We start from the raw sequence: 18547 nt of genomic DNA, 5'->3' as shown, positions 1-18547 counted from the left end.
ACAGCTTTGCTTGTAGGGGTATAGGAGAAAACACAGCAGTAGAAGTAGCACAGGAAAACTTGATTCAAAGACTACAATTACCTAAACAGGCTGCTTTATCAGCACTAGGAGAAATTTTAAACCAATTGGTGAATTTATATCTAATCGATATTTATTAAAGTTGCTCTTGGGTATTTTACTATTAGATAGTGATTGGGAGGAAATAGCTGTAGCTGGTGCAAATTCAGTACGAGAACAGGTAATTTATCAAGTAAGTAGTAATCAAATTTTTGCATAAAAAGGTGCGTTAGTAACGCACCCTACAAAACGTCAACTTTCAGCTTTTCTCTTCCAACCTGGTTTCACTACTTGACGACTCCGCGCAATTACTAAAGCATCATTCTCTACATCTTCTGTCACCGTTGAACCTGCGGCTATGTACACATCATTACCCACAGTAATAGGTGCAACTAAAACACTATTAGAACCAGTTTTGGTGCGATCACCTATCCTGGTTCTATGTTTCTTCACACCATCATAATTAGCGGTAATGGTTCCCGCACCGATATTTACCTGAGTTCCCGCTGTGGTGTCACCCAGATATGAGAGGTGTGCTACATTAGTGCGATTACCTAATTCTGTATTTTTCAACTCCACAAAATTACCAATTCTACAATTAGCACCCACTTCAGCATGGCCACGCAAATGAGCATAGGGTCCAATTTTCGTTCCTGCTTCCACAAAACTATCTGTAACTACAGAATATTGAACAGCCACATTTTCACCCAATTGGCTATTTTCAATTAAACTCCCAGGGCCAATACGACTACCAGATTGAATCACCGTTTTACCCCGCAAATGGGTTTGAGGTTCAATAATCACATCTGGTTGTAACTCTACCGTTTCATCAATGGTAATACTTGCAGGATTAATTAGCGTCACACCTGCCATAAGCCATTTTTCCTTAATGCGTCTTTGCAAGATATCGTAAGCTGTTGCTAATTGCAATCTATCATTAATTCCCAGAATTTCCTGGTCATCTTCCACATCTACAGCCATCACTTTTCCAACTTGAGTAACAGCATCTGTAAGATAATATTCTTTTTGGGCATTATTAGCTTCTAAATGAGGTAGAAATTTTGCTAAATCCGACCAACGGAAACAGTAAATCCCCGCATTTACACGGTTATTTTCTCTTTGATTAGGAGTGCAATCTTTATCCTCAACTATTTTTCGTACAATACCTTCACTGGTACGGAAAACCCTTCCATAACCTTTAGGATTTGATAATTGTGCAGAGAGAATAGTACAGTAATTTTGATTTTCTTGGTGAATTTGTAAAAGATTTTTCAAAGTTTCAGTCTGTAACAAAGGCACATCACCATTTAAAATCAATAAATCCCCAGTGTAACCTTCTAAATGAGGAAGTAATTGTTGGATAGCGTGACCTGTACCTAATTGTACAGTCTGTTCCACAAACTCCACTTCAGAAATTTTAGTCAAAGCAGTTTTCACTTCTTCAGACTGATATCCAACAATGACTAACCTGCGTGCAGGTGAAAGAGGTTCAACACTTTCAATAACACGCTCAACTAAGGATTTTCCACCCAAAGAATGTAAAACTTTAGGTAGATTAGATTTCATTCTTGTGCCTTTTCCTGCGGCGAGAATTGCTACAACAACCATAATTAACTATCACTAAGTTTCAATGAGCAATGTTTTTAGTATTTTCAGATTCAGCCTTAAATCATATCAGTTAATCCCATCTTTTTCTCCATGGCGAAGTAGGTTCTAGAGAAGATGGTTGTTGTTCTTGTTGTCGTCGGTTAATTATTACCTCAGTATTATCACTTAATATAGGAGCACGGTAAGGAACAGCCGCACGAGTTTGTAAATGTTCTGTTTCTGCTAGTGAAATAGGATAAATCTCCGTCATGTTTTTTCCCCATCTTGCGGATATGCGGCTATTGTACCAGGAGTGCGTCTTCCCACTGGTGTGGTAGAACCTATTATCAACCCAGCAGATAAAAGTACAGTGCGTACAGCAGCAGCACAGGAATAAGTAGCTAATAAACCGTCTGGATGTAAACAGAAGGCTAATGGTTGTATAAATTCTATAGTCCATAATTGTGGACATTGCTGAGGTGAAAATGGATCTATAAAAATAGCATCCGCTTAAAAAGCAGATTTACGTACTTCCTGAATAGATTTTTTAGCATCACCTATTAATAACTTGGCTTGTAGGCGATTTGTTTGCAAATAGTGTTTAAACGCCAGTTCGGTCAAAATTTTCCTATACTGGTCATCGCAATTATTAAATATATTTTGCCTAATCGCTGCTTTGGGAACTTCTGGATTTAGTTCTAAACCAATAAGTTCCACAACACAAGCAGAATTTTCTTGCCAAATTACCTCCAAGGCTGCGGCTGTGTTGTATCCTAGACCATAACAAACATCTAAAATTCTGACTATTCCGTTTTTGGCTACTGTCTGTACTTGAGTGGAAAGTGCAAACTTTAGATAACTCTCTTGTTTTGCTCCATAATGACTGTGAAAAGCTTGATTAAATTCTTGAGAAAAGAAGGTAAATGAAGCATCTTGTGTTTGTTGAGGTGTAAAATTATCTGTATCTAACATTTTCCATATTAAAAATACACTCATGACTAATCATCAATTTGTTGTCTCTTCCCAATGGCTATTTGCACATCTTAATGATCCCCAGGTTCTGATTGTTGATTGTCGTTTTTCTTTGGCTGATTCACAATTAGGACAAAAGCAATATCAAGCAAGTCATATTTCTCATTCTTACTATTTAGATTTAAGTCTAGATTTATCTAGTCCTATGGGAGAAAATGGGGGAAGACATCCTTTACCTGATATCAATAATTTAGCTAATAAATTAGCGAATATCGGGGTTAATTCACAAAGAACTTTGGTAGTCGCCTATGATGATTCACGCTTTGCTTTTGCATCTCGTCTGTGGTGGTTATTGCGCTATTTAGGACATGACCATGTAGCTGTTTTAGATGGTGGCTTTGGTGGTTGGCAAAAAGCTGGTTATCCTGTTTCTCAAGTGACTCCAGTACCGAAGAAGGGAATTTTAACACCTCATTTAAGAACTGGAAAAGTCGTAGATTATACTTATGTTAAAAATTTCAAAGATATTCCAGATATAGTTTTAGTAGATTCTAGGGAGTGTGATCGCTATCGTGGAGAACGAGAACCCATTGATAAAATTGCTGGACATATTCCCGGTGCTGTAAACTATCCCTGGCAAGAAGTTACCGATGCTTCCGGTTTCTTACTTCCCCAGTTAGAACAGCGTCAAAGATGGGAACAGCTAGAAGCAAATAAAGAGATTTTAGTTTACTGTGGTTCTGGTGTTACAGCTTGTGTAAATTTACTTTCTTTAGAAATAGCTGGCATTTCCACAGGTAAGCTTTATGCTGGTAGTTGGAGTGATTGGATTAGTCATTAGTAATAGAGAATTAGGGATAAATAAGTTAAAAATTAAAACTTAAAGAAACTCCTGAACTCCTTCTTTTGATAGCTGAATTCTCACAAATTGAAACCCAGAATTTCTGCATAAATTATACGAGCAATATTTCCTGAAACTTCTTCATGAAGACCAGTCGATTCGATGTCACGTAATTCTCCATCAATAAGTTCATAACAGGAGTTGTCCCCATACTCAATTAAGAATTGCTCGAATGTGATGACTTTGGTAGGGCTGTATGTCATAAATTCATATCGTTACAAGAGGTGGTTTTATTTTAAGGAAGCTTTCAACAAATTTCTTGTTTATTCATATGATTAAAATCTACCTATTTCAAATCGGGGATTAACACTGAAAAACCATCCTGAAAAATCAACATTGGGAGTGGTAGAACCACCAAAATCTGAACCACCCTGCAAATATATATTACTTGTGTCAGAAGCACGATAATCTAAATTTAATTAAATGTCCAAATACTCGGTGGAATTGGTCTTCTCTGTCCTGTTCGGTAAAGTCTTACAAATTCAACTGATAGTTAAGGCCCACCTGGAGAGGATTGTGTAAATTAGTGTCAGTCCAGAAGAAATTAAACTATCCTGGATTTTCCTATCATTTGTCGGGAAAATATTATTTGTCTGGAAATAACCCACATAACCCCGCAAATAGCCTATCGGTTGACACTGATATGCTGGTTTTTGTTGTGATGGAATTGGTATCTCTTCTAGCAGTCTTGGTCGTACTCGTAACCTCAATTCTTGTTCTTCATTTAATTCTTTAGCAGACTGTTCTGCTTATCCTTGTTGTTGAAAAATCTGGATCTGTGTCTCTTCATTATCATCCATTGAGTGTGGTGATTGTGGATTTAAAAGAGCTTCTCTTGATTGAGAAGATAACCTAGCAACACGATCAGTCGGAAATTCTAATTGCACTATGTCAGATTGCTGCTGAATATTTGCTGGTTCTATATTTGACGGTGTTCCTAGGAATTTTATGGATAAATGGCTAGGTTGCTGATTTGTATCTGCCAAAGCAAAATATGTTATATTTGACACTAAGTCGAGTTGAGAATTTTTTGTTTCTAATTGGGAAGTCCAGGCTGTTTTGATACTAGTGCAACACCATTTTCCACCACTAAAAGTCAATAAAATCGCCAACAACAAATTTTTTCCTATTTTGGGTTGTATCTTGTATGGTGTTGATTGCATTTGACAAACTTCAATATTATTGGTGAATGGCAGTTTTTGCTTACATCACCTTGCTCAACGGTCAGGTACACAGTCAAACTCTGTAACCCTTGTCCTGTGTACATTTTGTATATCTAGCTATGATAATGCAATAACCAAAGTGCTGTCAATCAGCATTTAGCTCTAAATAAGCAGTTATTAGATTATTGAAAGGAATAAATCTTGAACTTATCATTAACCTCAATTGTATATAAACGGATAGTATATTTTTTAGCTATTAAGTGTTTTATTTATTAAAATAGATGTAACAAGAAAATAAATAAGTTAATTAAAGGTGTTTGACTAAATAAGCTTGGTACAAATGTCATTAGATAGATAAATCTATTACCTCAAAGTCAACCAGTTTATAAACCGTTAAATGTAGAGAGATTCCCAATTATGTTGACTAAGTTTTTACCACTATTAGTACTAGGACTATGCGTATTTACAGTCCTATCACCAGCAAGTCCAGCAAATGCAATAACTTCTCTCACACAAGCGGAGATTCAGCAACTCCGTAATATGGTGGAGCTGATTCCCAAAGATAAATCTCAGAGCCAACCTGCACGGCAACTAGACACTATTACTCCTGCAGATGGTGTGTGTTGTATCTACTGGTCAAGCTTCCCTAGCGGATTTATGTTTTAATAATGGTTCTGTAGCGCGGATTGGTGAACAAGCCGTGTTTGAATTTTGGCCCCAAACGAGAGATTCCACACTCTATAACGGAACAGTTTTGCTACTCATTCCACCAGGCAGGGATCAAACACAGATTAATACACCAAATGCCGATGCTGCTATTCGCGGTTCGGCATTATTTGTTCGCTATAACCGAGAATCAGAGACTACTGTTATTGGTGAGCTGACAAATAGTCGTATTCAAGTGGTTAACAAGAAATCTTCCCAAAGTTTGGTTCTGCAAGCAGGAAAATTAATGGTTGTAGTTAAAGGCGAATTTCAAGGTTTATATGATTTTGACTTGAGACATTTCCATCAAAATAGCAATTTGGTGCGTGGCTTTGATTTGATTAAGCAAAATTCTTCTCCCTTACCAGATCCAGAATTAGCCAGTGTTCAAGCTCAAACCGCCGCAGCGGTAGTTACACAAAAACCTATCATGGGTCAGGGTGCAATTAAAAACCCATCTTTTCTACGGAGGAGTTCTCACGCCCGTGGTTCTAACAAGAACTCTAACAAGAACTATAACAAAAACTCCAATAATAGAGATTTTGGGCGAGAACAAAAACTTATCAACCGTCCTTTAAGAGACAATTTAGAAAGAGGCTCTAATGTGGGTAATCTTCGTGGACCATTTGATCTGTTTATCAGAAACGGAGACATCATCCGCGAAAATAGACGAAATAATAATCCTGGTCAAGGTCGTGGCAACCAGGTCCGTGGCAACCAAGTCTGTCCCAATCAAGGCTGTCCCAATCAAGGCGGTAGCAATAGCAACAATCAATGAAGCTAATTACAGATAGTTCATGCATATATCTTCAAGGTTTTGCGTCGATTCCTCAATCTACAAAAGCGAAGGATTTGTGCGATCGCTTTACCCAAATTCAGATCAAGCTGAAAGTTCCCGATTTAAATACTGGTGATTTTTCTCATCTGATAATTACCCGTCAAATCAATCAAGTAACCGCTGGATTTCCTGATCATTATGCACCTCTAACTCTGATTGATTTTAGTTTGGGTGGTTTAATATCTGCTGGCACAGCAAAACCCACAAGTGCAACGCCTGGTTTTGCTACCACCTGCTTTTGGGTTTTTATCCCACTGTTTGCCCAAGTTGGGATCAGAAAAGATCCAAAGTTGGTAGCAAGAACAATATCTCTTGGTGTATGACTATGGGGAAGGACGAGAATTACCTTTAAGGTATAATTTCGTCACAGATGCCGCCCAATACCAGGAATCCTTGTTACAACGTCCTCTTCCCACCTTGATTCTGCACGGTAAACAAGATGAAGTGATCCCTATTCAAGCTAGTCTGGACTTTGTGAGAGCAGGTCTTTGGGTAGAATTGATACAACTCGATAGTGAGCAGTCTTTGGGAAATGTTACAGCCCAGATTTGGCAGGCTATTCACTCATTTTGCCAACTGGGAAATGGTGATTAGGTGACAACTGATAACTTATAACTGACAAATTATGCTTCCATTTATTCGTTCCGATTTAGCTCAACTTACTGCTTATAAACCTCACCCTAGTAGTAATTCGACAGAACCACTTGCTATACAATTCGATCGGCTGGATACCAATGAAAGTTCTTATGATTTGCCACCAGAAATAAAAGAACAGTTAGCGTGGACTTTTCAACAAATTATCGAAAGCAATCGTTATCCTGATGGTGAACATGAAACACTAAAAGAAGCAATCGCTCAATATGTCAATGAGTCCGCTAGGTATTCATCCTGTGCTGTGACTACGGCTAATATTTCCGTTGGTAATGGTTCAGATGAACTGATTCGTTCTTTATTAATCGCCACTTGTTTGGGGGGTGAAGGTTCTGTTTTAGTTGCCAACCCCACTTTTTCCATGTACGCAATTTTGGCGCAAACTTTGGGTATTCCTGTGGTAAGTGTGGGTAGAGATGAAAGCAATTTTGAAATAGATTTAAAAGCTGCACAATCTGCTCTGGAAGAAACTCAAAATCCTCCTATTCGTGTGGTTTTCGTCGTTCACCCCAATTCCCCAACTGCTAATTGCTTAACTGCGGCAGAATTGACATGGTTGAAAAGTCTACCAGAAGAGATTTTGGTAGTTATTGATGAAGCTTACTTTGAATTTAGTCAAACTACCTTAGTTGGGGAATTAGCACAACATCCAAACTGGGTCGTGTTGCGGACTTTTTCTAAAGCTTTTCGGTTAGCAGCCATGCGAGTAGGTTATTGTGTCGGTCATCCTGATGCAATCTCCATCTTAGAAAAAGTCCGTCTCCCTTACAATGTACCACGTTTCTCAATTACTGCTGCTTTAATTGCTTTACAAAATCACCAACTTTTGCTTAGTTCTATTCCGGAAACCCTGAGTGAAAGAAGTCAACTTATTGCTGCTTTATCCCCACATCCAGCCTTGGAAATTAGAGCCAGTGACACTAATTTCATTTACCTCCGTCTCAAACCAAATGCTTTGCAATCTACAGAAGTTGCTTTAAAAAGCCTCAACCAAACACTCAAAAGTGAAGGTACTCTGATCAGATTACTTCCTGGGGGATTGCGAATTACTATAGGCACACCGACAGAAAACACTCGTACCCTCAAGCGATTGCAAATTGCTTTAGAAAACTTGGAATATTAACTATTCATCAAAAGCATCATCTAAATCACTGCCAAAATGTCGCACTATTGACACAGTTTGTGGCAGGACACCTACCAACATGGCAAAGGCCACATCTGGCAGTTCCGCAACAACTTCTGGAGGAAAATACTGTTCAAATTGATCGAGAATTTTCTGTACTCTCTGACTAGAAACAGAATTTTCTGTAATTTGTTTAATTAAGCGAATCCATTGTCTTCTGATTAGATAAGCCTTTTGACGATCATCATGAGCTTCAGGAGTTAATAAGGACAGATTGCCTATAGATATTACACATTGACAATCACTATCATAGTCTCCACCTACCACCGCTCCTGGCCCGGCAAACTCTGCATGATAGCGTTTGAACAGTATTAACCCATTCCGCTTGCGACTATTCACGATGAAAACTTCTCTATTATGCAGCGACGCAAGAATATCTGGTCTTTGCGATCGCTTAGTTCCATCTCGCATGGCAGGATTGTCCAAGAAACCAGTTTCAGGGCAATAATAAGTTGATACTATAGCAGCCTGATAGCGTTGGCGTTGTTCGCTATCCATGTTTTTTCAAACTTTTGACTAGAGCGGTAAGACTATGCACTTCAATATGTTCATAAACTAGCTGTTTAATTACATCAAAGCTGTGATGTTGATAGTATATTCAAAAATTTGGGAAAAACCCTAACTAAATTTATGACTAGATAAATAAATTTTGGTTCAACACAATTAGTGATCATATTCTATGGGATTTGCTCATATTTGTCTCCAACATATCCGGCTCTTTCTTAAAGTTTTCATAAAGATAAAATCTGCAATAAGAAGTTAATATGAGGAACACCATCATTCTCAATCCATCGACAGTAATCACATATCAACCCTCAGCAAAGGAGAAGGAAAATACTAATCGGATATATTTTAGACAAATTACTATGTGTTTAATCAGTTACTTAAACTTATCTTTACACCAAAGCAGGAATAAACCAACCATTCTAAATCTCTAAAAAACTGATGCTATAGCTATTCTTCATTTTTAATTCCGCCAGGCGGTACCATTAATTATTTCAAACGTTTATGCATAAAAATCTGCCGTGAAGGATTAAAAAAAAATTTATTCCAATCAGATTCAATTTCATGCACTCGATATCCAAGTTTAAAATAGAGTTTTCTGGCCTGATGGTTATTTTCCAAGACATGGAGATATAAATCATGAAATCCCCAATCTTGGCAAACTTGTTCACAGCTAGTGAGTAAACTGGAACCCAATCCATATCTACGATATTTTGGATCAACAGCTAAATTGGATAAATAAGGAAAACTCCTGTGAAAATTTGCCCAGGAATCGCTGAAACGTACACTCAGTTCAACCGTTCCTAATACTTGATTAGTTCCACTAATACTGTTATCAATAGCCACCAGACAAACCTGATGAGGTATCCTTGAAGCTAGACGATGCCTTAAATCTTCATAGATACCCAAACGGAATAAAGGGAACGCCCACCCCCACAACCCTTTTCGGGAATGAAAGCTTTCAGCAATTATTTGGGCAATACTATACAAATCAGCAGATGTAGCTACACGGATTTGGATTTGTCCAGAATCAGGAATGCTCGTATCTGTAACAGAGTGTTGGTAGTGTGGGTGAAAAAACCAGAATTTCAAAGCTAGTTAGTTATAGGTTGAATTTGATTGAAAAGATAATTTCCTTTAGTATACTTTTGTCACCAGTGTCGAAGGCATCAGCGATAATTTGGCACTGATGGGACAAAGGTTACTGCTTTTAGGTTACATGTTTTTTATTTCCCATGCTTAAGCTACCATGTACACACAAGTCTTAACTGTTTTCGTTTCAGCCTATTTCGCCCCCCTAAATCCCCCAATGATGAGGAACTTCGAAAATTCTTGTCCTCCCAGAATTGGGGGTTAGGGGGCGGTTCGGTGAGGGCTTGGCTAAATTCGCTCACTTGTGTGTACACCGTAGATACTTAAGAGGGATCAAGGTATTACGACAATGAAGATAAACAACCAGTTGATAGTGACGTACCTGGCATGAATACTAACAGTGTAGTAGAAACATCAAATACTTGTCCAATGACAATGATGCTCAAATCAGGTGTTCAAATATTCCAAATTGTGGTATAAAAGGCTCGTTATATCAGTGGTCTATCATAGGTATTGGTATAAGAATCTCTAGCCCTACTCAATCTTCAATTCTTGATTTCCCTGACACTACGACCTGTCTGAGTATTAGTTTTAATGCCTAAGTTTGAAACAGCTACTTGTTTAATAGTATACTTTAACTGGAAATGTGACTATTATATGTCTTATTCATAACTCCACCATAATCACGTTAAATAAAATTAACATGGAAGTGTTAGTACAACCGCTGGGATGGGAAAACTGAATAGACAGGTTCTTGGTGCTGTTTTATCAAAATGAGAGGGCGTTATGTAGTCTAAAAAGGTTATAAAAGGAGGTGGTAAAGAATTTATTCACTCAAAGTCAAGAAATATTTGGATTTCATATTGACTACACCCAACATACATCCGAAATTCGTAGTGACTAAGCACTCTTATACCAGGTCTTTCAATGCGAACAAATGAACTACTGAATCAAGGGCTGAAACCCACTGCCTCTCTAAATTACCAAATTAGGGCTTGAAGCTATCGATGTCATGAAGGGCGATCACAACATCAAATAAAGTCAAAGATTATGTCTTGAATTGAGCATTTTGTCGAAGACAACGTCTTAATGACGATAGGACAAGGATGAAGAGAGAAACGGAAAAATAGTACAAATGACCGCGTTAAAAGAGCTGGCACTCTTATACCTAGCAGTCATCTGTTCCAACAACTATTGGTCGAAATGGTCGAACCTTACCTGATTCAGAAAAATATTGACCTGATCAGATTATTCTTTACCCAACTGCCATTGCAGTAGGAAAGCGGTACATGATATCACAAGCAAACAGTAAGCCGAAAATTTTGGTCGTCGATGATGAACCAGACAACCTAGACTTGCTTTACCGCAGCTTCTATCGCGAGTATCAAGTGCTGAGGGCTAACTCTGGTCCTGCGGCGCTGGAATTGTTGGCACAAGAGGGAGACATAGCCGTGATCATCTCAGATCAGCGAATGCCAATGATGAGCGGTACAGAATTTTTAAGTCTCACAGCAACCCAGTACCCAGATATCATCCGTATTATTTTAACCGGCTACACTGATGTAGAAGATTTGGTGGAAGCTATTAACTCTGGCAAAGTATTTAAATATGTTACTAAACCTTGGGAAGCTGAAGAACTTAAAGCTGTAGTAAGACAGGCTTTGGATACACATAATGTTCTTAAAGCCAGAACCCGTGAACTCACTCGCACACTCCGTCGAGAATCCCTGCTTAATGCTGTCACTAATACCATTCGTAGTGCCTTAGACTATCGCCAGATATTACAAACCATCGTCGATACAGTTGGGCATATGTTGGAGGTAGATGTTTGCCTGTTGCGTCCCTTCCAAGATGACCAATTGGCAGATGAAGGATTTATTTATCAAAAACCTACTTCAGATTCTGATCAAAAACAAAATATATCTAGTCATGCAGATAGTGATCCTCAAACATCTCAATCTGATGATAAGCCTCTATCTGACAATCTCGAACCTATCACTCCTGTACCTCTTTTAGCTCAGACAGTGTGGGAAGCTAGTCAAGTAGAAGTGATTTATGATGTGACTGGTGATCATCGTATCCAAGATGATGCTGAACGCGCTGCGGCTTTTAGTGCTGCTAATATTTGTTCTACCTTGGTCGTGCCGCTTATTTGTCAACAAGAACTCAGTGCAGTGTTAGCCCTACATCAATGTCACCAAGGGCGTTGGTGGGAAGAAGAAGAGGTTCAGTTAGTATCATTGGTAGCGGATCAGGCTGCTTTAGCTTTGTCTCAGGCGTATGCTTATGAGCAATTAGAAGCTTTGGCAAATAGAGAAGCTTTAATTAATACAATTACGAGAGAGATTCGTTCTAGTTTAGACCCACAAGATATATTTGCAGCCATAACCCAAAGATTGGGACAAGCTTTACAAGTGGATGGCTGTGTTTTGTCTTTATGGACTCAGGAAGATGAATTTGTCGAATGTGTAGGCTTGTATGACAGTTCTAAAAATTTAGATAATTTTGAGGATAGTCGCTTTAGTAATAATAATCGCTCCTTAAATCAACACTTATCTCGGTCTCAATCGCCAGTTCAGAGAAATCCGATTTTACAGGAAATATTAAGAACACAAGAGCCTGTCGTTATTACTGATATTAATCACTCTTCCTCAGATGTGCAGGCGTTTGATTTACCACTGAAAATGCGCCCGCGATCACTCATGGTTGTTCCCCTGCTGATTGATGGCAAATGTATTGGTAGTATTACTTTACGAGAAGGTAATAAAATCCGTCGATGGCTGCCATCAGAGATTGAATTAGCCAAATCAGTAGCTGCCCAAGCGGCGATTGCAGTTCAACAATCACGCCTGTATCAAAAAACTCGTGAACAGGCGGAATGCCTAATAGAACTAGACAGACAAAAAACCGAATTTTTCCAAAATATCTCCCATGAATTTCGGACTCCTATCACTTTGATTCAAGGTCCCTTAGAATCAGTAGTGGCAATAGGAGAAGGCTTATCCCATGGCCAAAGTGAGATCGCGCTTCGTAATTCCCGCCGTCTTTTGCGACTAGTAAATCAACTACTCGATTTACAACGCTTAGATGCAGGCAGAATGCAGCCTAATTTCCGTCCTTGTGATATGCTCGAATTTGTCAGCCAAATAGTTGAATCATTTCGTATCTACTGCGAGAAAAAAGGGCTGGAAGTTGTCACCGATTTACTAGAATGTCCCATAGTCTACCTAGACATGGAAAAATTTGACAAAGTGCTTTACAACCTCTTGTCAAACGCCATGAAATTTACTCCCGACGGAGGAAAAATCAGCGTTAAACTTTTCAATGACGGGAATAGCTGTATATTGCAAATCCAAGATACAGGAATTGGTATTCTTCCTGAACAAATTCCCCACTTATTTGAGAGATTTCGTCAAGCAGAAGGCTTAGAAAACCGTACCTATGAAGGCAGTGGCTTGGGTTTATCCCTAGTTAAAGAATTAGTAGAGCTACACGGTGGCGAAGTCTCGGTACAATCAGTTTATGGAAAAGGCACTCAGTTTACCTTACGGTTGCTGACAGGCGCAGATCACTTACCTCAAAAACAGGTACTAGAAACACCCAGTGAACTGAATACAAGTCGTGCCACTGTGGAATTAGCCGGTTTAGAACAGTTGGAATCAACATTAGAAAACACAGAATTTATTACCAGAAAATTATCCAGTAATTTACAACCCACAGACTCTAATAGCACAGTTAATCCTACCCCAATAATCGGGCAATCAGTCCTAGTGGTGGATGATAACCCAGATATGCGTTCTTATGTAGCCGAAATTCTCGCTCACAGCGGCTATCAGATAATTACCGCTCGCAACGGATATGAAGGCTACAATATAGCACAAGGTGTTCGTCCTGATTTAATCATCACTGACTTAATGATGCCCTTGCTGACGGGAATAGAAATGATTCAAATGATCCGTAGCCAAGATCAAGTCCGAGGCATACCTATTATTCTACTGACTGCAAAAGTTGATGAAGAGACTCGTATTGAAGGAATAGAACATGGTGCTGATGCTTATTTAGGTAAACCATTTAATGATCGGGAACTTCTTGCAGAGGTGAGGAATCTTTTAGCCCTGAAGGAAAACGAAAAACGAGTCTTGGAATTAAACACCTACCTAACAGAATCGGTACTCAAACGCTTTTTGCCATCAGCACTGGTAAAGAAAGCTGCATCTGGTAGTTTGTCGCTAGATTTACGGCCAGAACCCCGCTTAGTTACAGTTTTGTTTAGTGACATTGTTGGGTTTACCCAGCTATCCAATACTCTCAGATCCCGAAAAGTCGCAGAAGTGCTAAATGAATATTTAGAAACCATGACCAAAGTTATTTTTAACAATGGGGGTACTGTCGATAAATTTATGGGAGATGCTATCTTAGCCTTGTATGGAGCGCCAGAAGAACTAACTCCGAATGAACAAGTACGTCGTGCTATAAATAGTGCCAGAGGAATGCAACACGCACTAATTCATTTAAATAGGCGTTGGCTAGAACAAGGTATATTTGAGACTGATGGGCGCAAAGGCGTGCAGTTCCGCTGTGGCATCCATCAAGGTACAGCAGTTGTGGGGATGTTTGGCAGTGATGAACGTGCTGACTATACAGCTATTGGTCCTAGTGTGAATATTGCAGCTAGGTTGCAAGCTGCTGCTGTACCTGGTAATATATTGGTTTCTGCGGCAGTGGCAGATTATTTGCAGGAAGAAGAAATTACTAAAGGTAGTCCCTTAGAACTTAAAGGAATAGATGAAACAGTTCTCACATTTGTAGTCACACCAGAACCAGTTACATAGCTAATAACTAAAATTCATACTGGAGAAGCATAAACAGTTAGCTTAATAAAATTGCTAAGTGATATCCAGTCTTAAATTTAAGAATGAAACCCTCAGTGACAGATAAATCCCTATTTGCCGCACCAAGCTCGAAGAGACATACTGATCCACCTTTTTTATGGATTACTGTATTTATAAGTTCAATTTCTCTACATTTATTAGTATTTTGGTTTTTACGCTCATCTGATGAATTTAAACCTTGGATTCCCCATTCTCATCAAGCCGAGATTGCTGTTGATTTGATAGATATTTCACCTCAACTAAAATCACAAAAACAATCAACAGCTACAACAACTGTTACACCAAAACTTTCCTCTTCAACTCAAAAGCCTGTAATAACATCTTTAGCAAAAACTGGGCCAACAACTACTGAAAAACCAGAAGATGGTGTTATTAATTCTGAGTTTAATGATCAACCTGTAAACTCCACATCTACACCAACAGAAACATCTACACCAACAGAAAACATCTACACCAACAGAAACATCTACACCAACAGAAACATCTACACCAACAGAAACATCTACACCAACAGAAACATCTACACCAACAGAAACATCTACACCAACAGAAACATCTACACCAACAGAAACATCTACACCAACAGAAACATCTACACCAACGGAAACACAAATTCCATTAGGTGAACTTCCCTGGAATCGTCGTGAAGAAGTGAGGTTAGGAAAGGGAACTATATTACCAGGTGGTTTGTCCCCAGGTTCTCCAACTTCAACTCCAGAAAATTCACCAACTTCAATTCCAGAAGACTCACCAACTTCAAAAGCAGGAGGTGTATTAGCTAGTGTTGACCCTATACTGAAGGATGAAGTAAATCAATTAATACAAGAAAAGAAATTAAGAGTTGATGGTTTACCTGATGTTCTGGCAGAATACCAAGGTAGTCGCACCAAAGAATTAGAAATTACTCTTCTCCCCAACGATTCTGGTCTGAAAGAAGCAAATATACTTGCTAGTTTGGTGATTGATAAAAATGGCAACTTTCAACAAGCAATGGTTATTAATATCGAACCGACAATACTAAGCAGTGAAACTAGCATATATGAACAAGCACTAAATAAAATCTTCAAGCAAGAGAGTTTTGTAGGTGCCTATAATGAGGATAGTTCACGACCAGAATTGAGTAATTTATATTTGCGGATTAGAATTGAGCCAATAAATTCTCAATAAAGGCTTGTAATTTAGGTAAGGCTATGCTATATTGAAGCATCTAGAAATTTGCGGGTGTAGTTTAGTGGTAAAACTTTAGCCTTCCAAGCTAATAATGCGGGTTCGATTCCCGCCACCCGCTTATCGGTAAAAGCGAATCTTGACCCTGATGAAGAAAAACTACGGTTTTCATCTTAGGCAGGGTTTATTTGCACTTCTGCTGAGATCGAATATACTGAATTTATACTGAGTTTATCTGGTCAAGAAATATAGAAAGTATCCAACTAGAACCGTATAGATCTATCCAAAAAGCACTGTGTCTTCTTCTAGTTCTTTGATTTTCACAAGGAGGACAAACATAAGATTGTTTTTCTTGTAAATCAAGTTTCTTGACCTTGTAACCATGCAGAAGTCATTGCCAAAGCAATCAATAAAATAAGGCATACAAGTCTATCGGGAGAATCTTGAGAACTGTCTAAGTTATAACCCCCAGTTTTACAGTTTTTAAAAGAGATAGCTTCAATTCCACAACTTTGACAATATATTTTGACTGCTGTTGATAGATCTGGCAGATTAGTTGATCAATACTAACGTTCTGGTTCTTACCTACGGCGATATTTCCATTTCGAATAAACCACTAAATTACAACGACCAAAACCTTGATTATTTTGTGTGAGATTGACGTTTTGATACAATCTGCGACATCCCGGATAAATTGGAATTGTACTTAGGGACGGTAGCATTTATTTTTGTGGTCTTGTTATTTTGATGAGACCATTCTTCTTTACCATCAAACTGCACCCCATAGATAGCCATCTAATAACCGCACACTCTTGTCAATAGGAACCTTTCTTTTTCAGAGGGTCTGTTGTTTGAAACCCTCTAAGGGTAATACTTTGATGGTTATTGTCACCCCCTCAACTCTTTATATTTACCCAAATCTACCGCTGATGTAAGCTTTTGTGTCTTCTTGTTGTGGATTGTTGAAAATTAATTCTGTCGGTGCGTATTCTACTAAATATCCTGTACGTCCACCTTTCTCTGAGGTTTTGACGTTAAAAAATGCTGTTTTATCAGCAACCCGTGCTGCTTGTTGCATATTGTGGGTAACGATAACAATAGTGTATTGTTCTTTGAGTTCGTGAATCATTTCTTCAACCCGCAAAGTGGAAATAGGATCAAGCGCAGAACATGGTTCATCCATGAGTATAACTTCTGGTTGAACTGCAATCGCTCTGGCAATACATAACCGTTGTTGTTGTCCACCAGATAGGGATAAACCACTTTGGTTCAGTTTATCTTTAACTTCATCCCACAAAGCTGCTTGTCGCAAACTCCTTTCTACCAATTCGTCCATGTTGCCTTTATAGCCATTAATTCTGACACCAAAAGCGATATTTTCTTTGATTGATTTTGGAAAAGGGTATGGTCTTTGAAAGACCATACCAATCCGACGACGTACTTCTACTGGATCAATATGTGGTGCATACAAATTATGATCGCCAAAAAAAACCTTCCCTTCAGCGCGAAATGTTTCAATCAAGTCATTAAGACGATTATAGCAGCGCAGTAATGTACTTTTACCACAACCAGACGGTCCAATAAAAGCTGTAACCTGATTTTTGGGGATATCTAGCCAAATATTTTGTACAGCTAAAAAGTTACCGTAGTAGATGTTGAGGTCTTCTGTACGTAAAACCACTTGTGTCCCATTCATTGTACTAGCGTTAATAGCCATAAATAGTTTAGGGATAAATTGTAAAGATGATTGATGTATTCTGTTGATGGAATATTGTTAAGCTTTTTGCCTGGTTGCCCAGCGAGCGATGATAGTTGTAATTAGAACCATCAAAACTAAAATTAAAGAAGCAGCCCAAGCCAATGACTGCCAATTTTTAAATGGTGAAATTGCAAAGTTGTAAACTAAAACAGCGAGAGAAGCCGTAGGTTTAAGTAAACCATTAGGCCAAAAAGAGGAAAAAAGCGCCGTAAATAGTAAAGGTGCAGTTTCTCCAGATGCTCTGGCGATTGCTAAAGTAGAACCAGTTACAATTGCAGGTAAGGCAGCTGGTAAAACTACCTGTGTAACGGTTTGCAATTTAGTAGCCCCTAACCCCACCGAAGCTTGTCGTAAATCTTGGGAAACCAACTGTAAAGCTTCGTCTGTGGTTCGCACAATAGTAGGTAACATCAAAATCGCCAAGGCAAACCCACCACCTAAAGCTGAGTAAGATCCTAACTTCAGGTTTACTAATGTCAAAACCACAATCCCGTAGGCAAATACACCAGCAATAATTGAGGGAACTCCACTCAGGACATTAGTGGCAAAGCGTACCCAGCGAGCAATTTTACCAGAGCTAAACTCTGTCAAATATATAGCTGTTAATACTCCAGTAGGGATACTGATCAAAGCACCAATACCAACCATGAGTAATGTTCCCAAAATAGCATTACCAAAGCCTCCACCCTGTCGGAAAGGTGCTGGAGGTAGTTGGGTAAATACATCTAGACTCAGACTGCTAAACCCTTTAAACAGTACATAAGAAAGCACAGCTAACAAAGGAACTAGCGCCAATACTCCACAGAAAAATGCCAAAACGGTCATTACCGTATTCAACAAGGTGCGGGGAGAATAAGGGGAGCGAGTCAAGCTGCTTTGGGGAAAATGAGAAGTCATCCGATTTTGGATTTTGGATTTTGGATTTTAAATTTTCGATTGACCCCACGGATAAATCCGAGGCTTGAGAATTTTTGACGTTCGTTCGTAAGCCTTAATTGAAAGATTTCGGCTTGATTATACGGTTTAATTTGTGGGCTTGTACCATTAAGGAATTACTAGTCATAATTCAAACTAAT

Annotated in this window: 14 protein-coding genes, 1 tRNA gene and 2 pseudogenes; 8 read left to right on the top strand and 9 right to left on the bottom strand. The window is 38.7% G+C overall.

All coding sequences use genetic code 11. The features are described from left to right. Positions 1 to 309: 309 nt before the first annotated feature. A complete protein-coding gene (gene glmU / locus AAZO_RS11150; protein ID WP_013191321.1) occupies positions 310 to 1665 on the bottom strand; it encodes a bifunctional UDP-N-acetylglucosamine diphosphorylase/glucosamine-1-phosphate N-acetyltransferase GlmU in 1356 nt (451 codons plus the stop codon). 70 nt (positions 1666 to 1735) lie between these two features. Continuing rightward, a pseudogene (locus tag AAZO_RS11145) lies at positions 1736 to 2616 on the bottom strand (tRNA (5-methylaminomethyl-2-thiouridine)(34)-methyltransferase MnmD). Between the two features lie 22 nt (positions 2617 to 2638). Between AAZO_RS11145 and AAZO_RS11140 the strand changes: the two are divergent. Beyond that, the gene (locus AAZO_RS11140; RefSeq protein ID WP_013191320.1) at positions 2639 to 3457 is read left to right on the top strand and encodes a sulfurtransferase; all 819 of its coding nucleotides are present in this window, start codon (positions 2639 to 2641) and stop codon (positions 3455 to 3457) included. Positions 3458 to 3537: 80 nt separating this feature from the next. On the opposite strand, the gene AAZO_RS11135 is transcribed toward AAZO_RS11140, so the two are convergent. From AAZO_RS11135 to AAZO_RS11130, 3 genes are all read right to left on the bottom strand, one after another. Continuing rightward, positions 3538 to 3720 (bottom strand): hypothetical protein, encoded by a 183-nt coding sequence (locus AAZO_RS11135; RefSeq protein WP_013191319.1) that lies wholly within the window; start codon positions 3718 to 3720, stop codon positions 3538 to 3540. 279 nt (positions 3721 to 3999) lie between these two features. Continuing rightward, a complete protein-coding gene (locus AAZO_RS33680; RefSeq protein WP_144031283.1) occupies positions 4000 to 4227 on the bottom strand; it encodes a hypothetical protein in 228 nt (75 codons plus the stop codon). A 39-nt stretch (positions 4228 to 4266) separates the two neighbouring features. Continuing rightward, positions 4267 to 4680, bottom strand: coding sequence for a hypothetical protein (locus tag AAZO_RS11130; RefSeq protein ID WP_013191318.1), 414 nt, complete (start codon positions 4678 to 4680; stop codon positions 4267 to 4269). A gap of 613 nt (positions 4681 to 5293) precedes the next feature. Here AAZO_RS11130 and AAZO_RS11125 point away from each other — a divergent pair. The 3 genes and pseudogenes from AAZO_RS11125 (at position 5294) to AAZO_RS11115 (ending at position 7997) form a co-directional block, all read left to right on the top strand. After that, positions 5294 to 6163, top strand: coding sequence for a FecR domain-containing protein (locus tag AAZO_RS11125; RefSeq protein WP_049790678.1), 870 nt, complete (start codon positions 5294 to 5296; stop codon positions 6161 to 6163). Next, positions 6160 to 6817 (top strand): annotated as a pseudogene (locus AAZO_RS11120) (YqiA/YcfP family alpha/beta fold hydrolase). Before AAZO_RS11125 ends, AAZO_RS11120 begins: the two are co-directional and overlap by 4 nt. A gap of 31 nt (positions 6818 to 6848) precedes the next feature. Beyond that, positions 6849 to 7997 carry a histidinol-phosphate transaminase gene (locus AAZO_RS11115; protein WP_013191317.1) on the top strand — a complete coding sequence of 383 codons (1149 nt, stop codon included), beginning with the start codon at positions 6849 to 6851 and terminating at the stop codon, positions 7995 to 7997. Here AAZO_RS11115 and AAZO_RS11110 read toward each other — a convergent pair whose 3' ends face one another. Next, entirely contained in the window at positions 7998 to 8555 is a 558-nt protein-coding gene (locus AAZO_RS11110; protein ID WP_013191316.1) for a hypothetical protein, read from the bottom strand. A 495-nt stretch (positions 8556 to 9050) separates the two neighbouring features. Continuing rightward, positions 9051 to 9653: a GNAT family N-acetyltransferase gene (locus AAZO_RS11105; RefSeq protein ID WP_013191315.1), complete on the bottom strand. Its 603-nt coding sequence runs from the start codon at positions 9651 to 9653 to the stop codon at positions 9051 to 9053. A gap of 1289 nt (positions 9654 to 10942) precedes the next feature. Here AAZO_RS11105 and AAZO_RS11100 point away from each other — a divergent pair. The 4 genes from AAZO_RS11100 to AAZO_RS11085 all read left to right on the top strand — a co-directional run bounded on the left by AAZO_RS11100 (position 10943) and on the right by AAZO_RS11085 (position 15833). After that, entirely contained in the window at positions 10943 to 14485 is a 3543-nt protein-coding gene (locus tag AAZO_RS11100; RefSeq protein ID WP_013191314.1) for a response regulator, read from the top strand. An 83-nt stretch (positions 14486 to 14568) separates the two neighbouring features. Further along, the gene (locus tag AAZO_RS11095; protein ID WP_041639966.1) at positions 14569 to 15171 is read left to right on the top strand and encodes a hypothetical protein; all 603 of its coding nucleotides are present in this window, start codon (positions 14569 to 14571) and stop codon (positions 15169 to 15171) included. A 25-nt stretch (positions 15172 to 15196) separates the two neighbouring features. Beyond that, positions 15197 to 15712, top strand: coding sequence for a hypothetical protein (locus AAZO_RS11090; RefSeq protein WP_049790677.1), 516 nt, complete (start codon positions 15197 to 15199; stop codon positions 15710 to 15712). A 50-nt stretch (positions 15713 to 15762) separates the two neighbouring features. Further along, positions 15763 to 15833 (top strand) — tRNA-Gly (locus tag AAZO_RS11085). Positions 15834 to 16622: 789 nt separating this feature from the next. Here the strand turns inward: AAZO_RS11085 and pstB are convergent. Together pstB and pstA are read right to left on the bottom strand one after the other, a co-directional pair. Beyond that, entirely contained in the window at positions 16623 to 17429 is an 807-nt protein-coding gene (pstB, locus tag AAZO_RS11080) for a phosphate ABC transporter ATP-binding protein PstB (RefSeq protein WP_013191313.1), read from the bottom strand. Positions 17430 to 17486: 57 nt separating this feature from the next. Next, positions 17487 to 18368: a phosphate ABC transporter permease PstA gene (gene pstA, locus AAZO_RS11075; protein ID WP_013191312.1), complete on the bottom strand. Its 882-nt coding sequence runs from the start codon at positions 18366 to 18368 to the stop codon at positions 17487 to 17489. Positions 18369 to 18547: the final 179 nt, after the last annotated feature.

The sequence above is a fragment of the 'Nostoc azollae' 0708 genome (assembly GCF_000196515.1).
GTDB classification, from domain to species: Bacteria; Cyanobacteriota; Cyanobacteriia; order Cyanobacteriales; family Nostocaceae; genus Trichormus_B; species Trichormus_B azollae.
This window is presented reverse-complemented; position numbering and strand designations above follow the sequence as displayed.

Excerpts from the sequence above, each read along its gene's own strand:
- glmU (WP_013191321.1), bottom strand. The coding sequence starts at position 1,665 with ATGGTTGTTGTAGCAATTCTCGCCGCAGGAAAAGGCACAAGAATGAAA.
- AAZO_RS11140 (WP_013191320.1), top strand. The coding sequence starts at position 2,639 with ATGACTAATCATCAATTTGTTGTCTCTTCCCAATGGCTATTTGCACAT.
- AAZO_RS11135 (WP_013191319.1), bottom strand. The coding sequence starts at position 3,720 with ATGACATACAGCCCTACCAAAGTCATCACATTCGAGCAATTCTTAATT.
- AAZO_RS11130 (WP_013191318.1), bottom strand. The coding sequence starts at position 4,680 with ATGCAATCAACACCATACAAGATACAACCCAAAATAGGAAAAAATTTG.
- AAZO_RS11125 (WP_049790678.1), top strand. The coding sequence starts at position 5,294 with ATGGTGTGTGTTGTATCTACTGGTCAAGCTTCCCTAGCGGATTTATGT.
- AAZO_RS11115 (WP_013191317.1), top strand. The coding sequence starts at position 6,849 with ATGCTTCCATTTATTCGTTCCGATTTAGCTCAACTTACTGCTTATAAA.
- AAZO_RS11110 (WP_013191316.1), bottom strand. The coding sequence starts at position 8,555 with ATGGATAGCGAACAACGCCAACGCTATCAGGCTGCTATAGTATCAACT.
- AAZO_RS11100 (WP_013191314.1), top strand. The coding sequence starts at position 10,943 with ATGATATCACAAGCAAACAGTAAGCCGAAAATTTTGGTCGTCGATGAT.
- AAZO_RS11095 (WP_041639966.1), top strand. The coding sequence starts at position 14,569 with ATGAAACCCTCAGTGACAGATAAATCCCTATTTGCCGCACCAAGCTCG.
- pstB (WP_013191313.1), bottom strand. The coding sequence starts at position 17,429 with ATGGCTATTAACGCTAGTACAATGAATGGGACACAAGTGGTTTTACGT.
- pstA (WP_013191312.1), bottom strand. The coding sequence starts at position 18,368 with ATGACTTCTCATTTTCCCCAAAGCAGCTTGACTCGCTCCCCTTATTCT.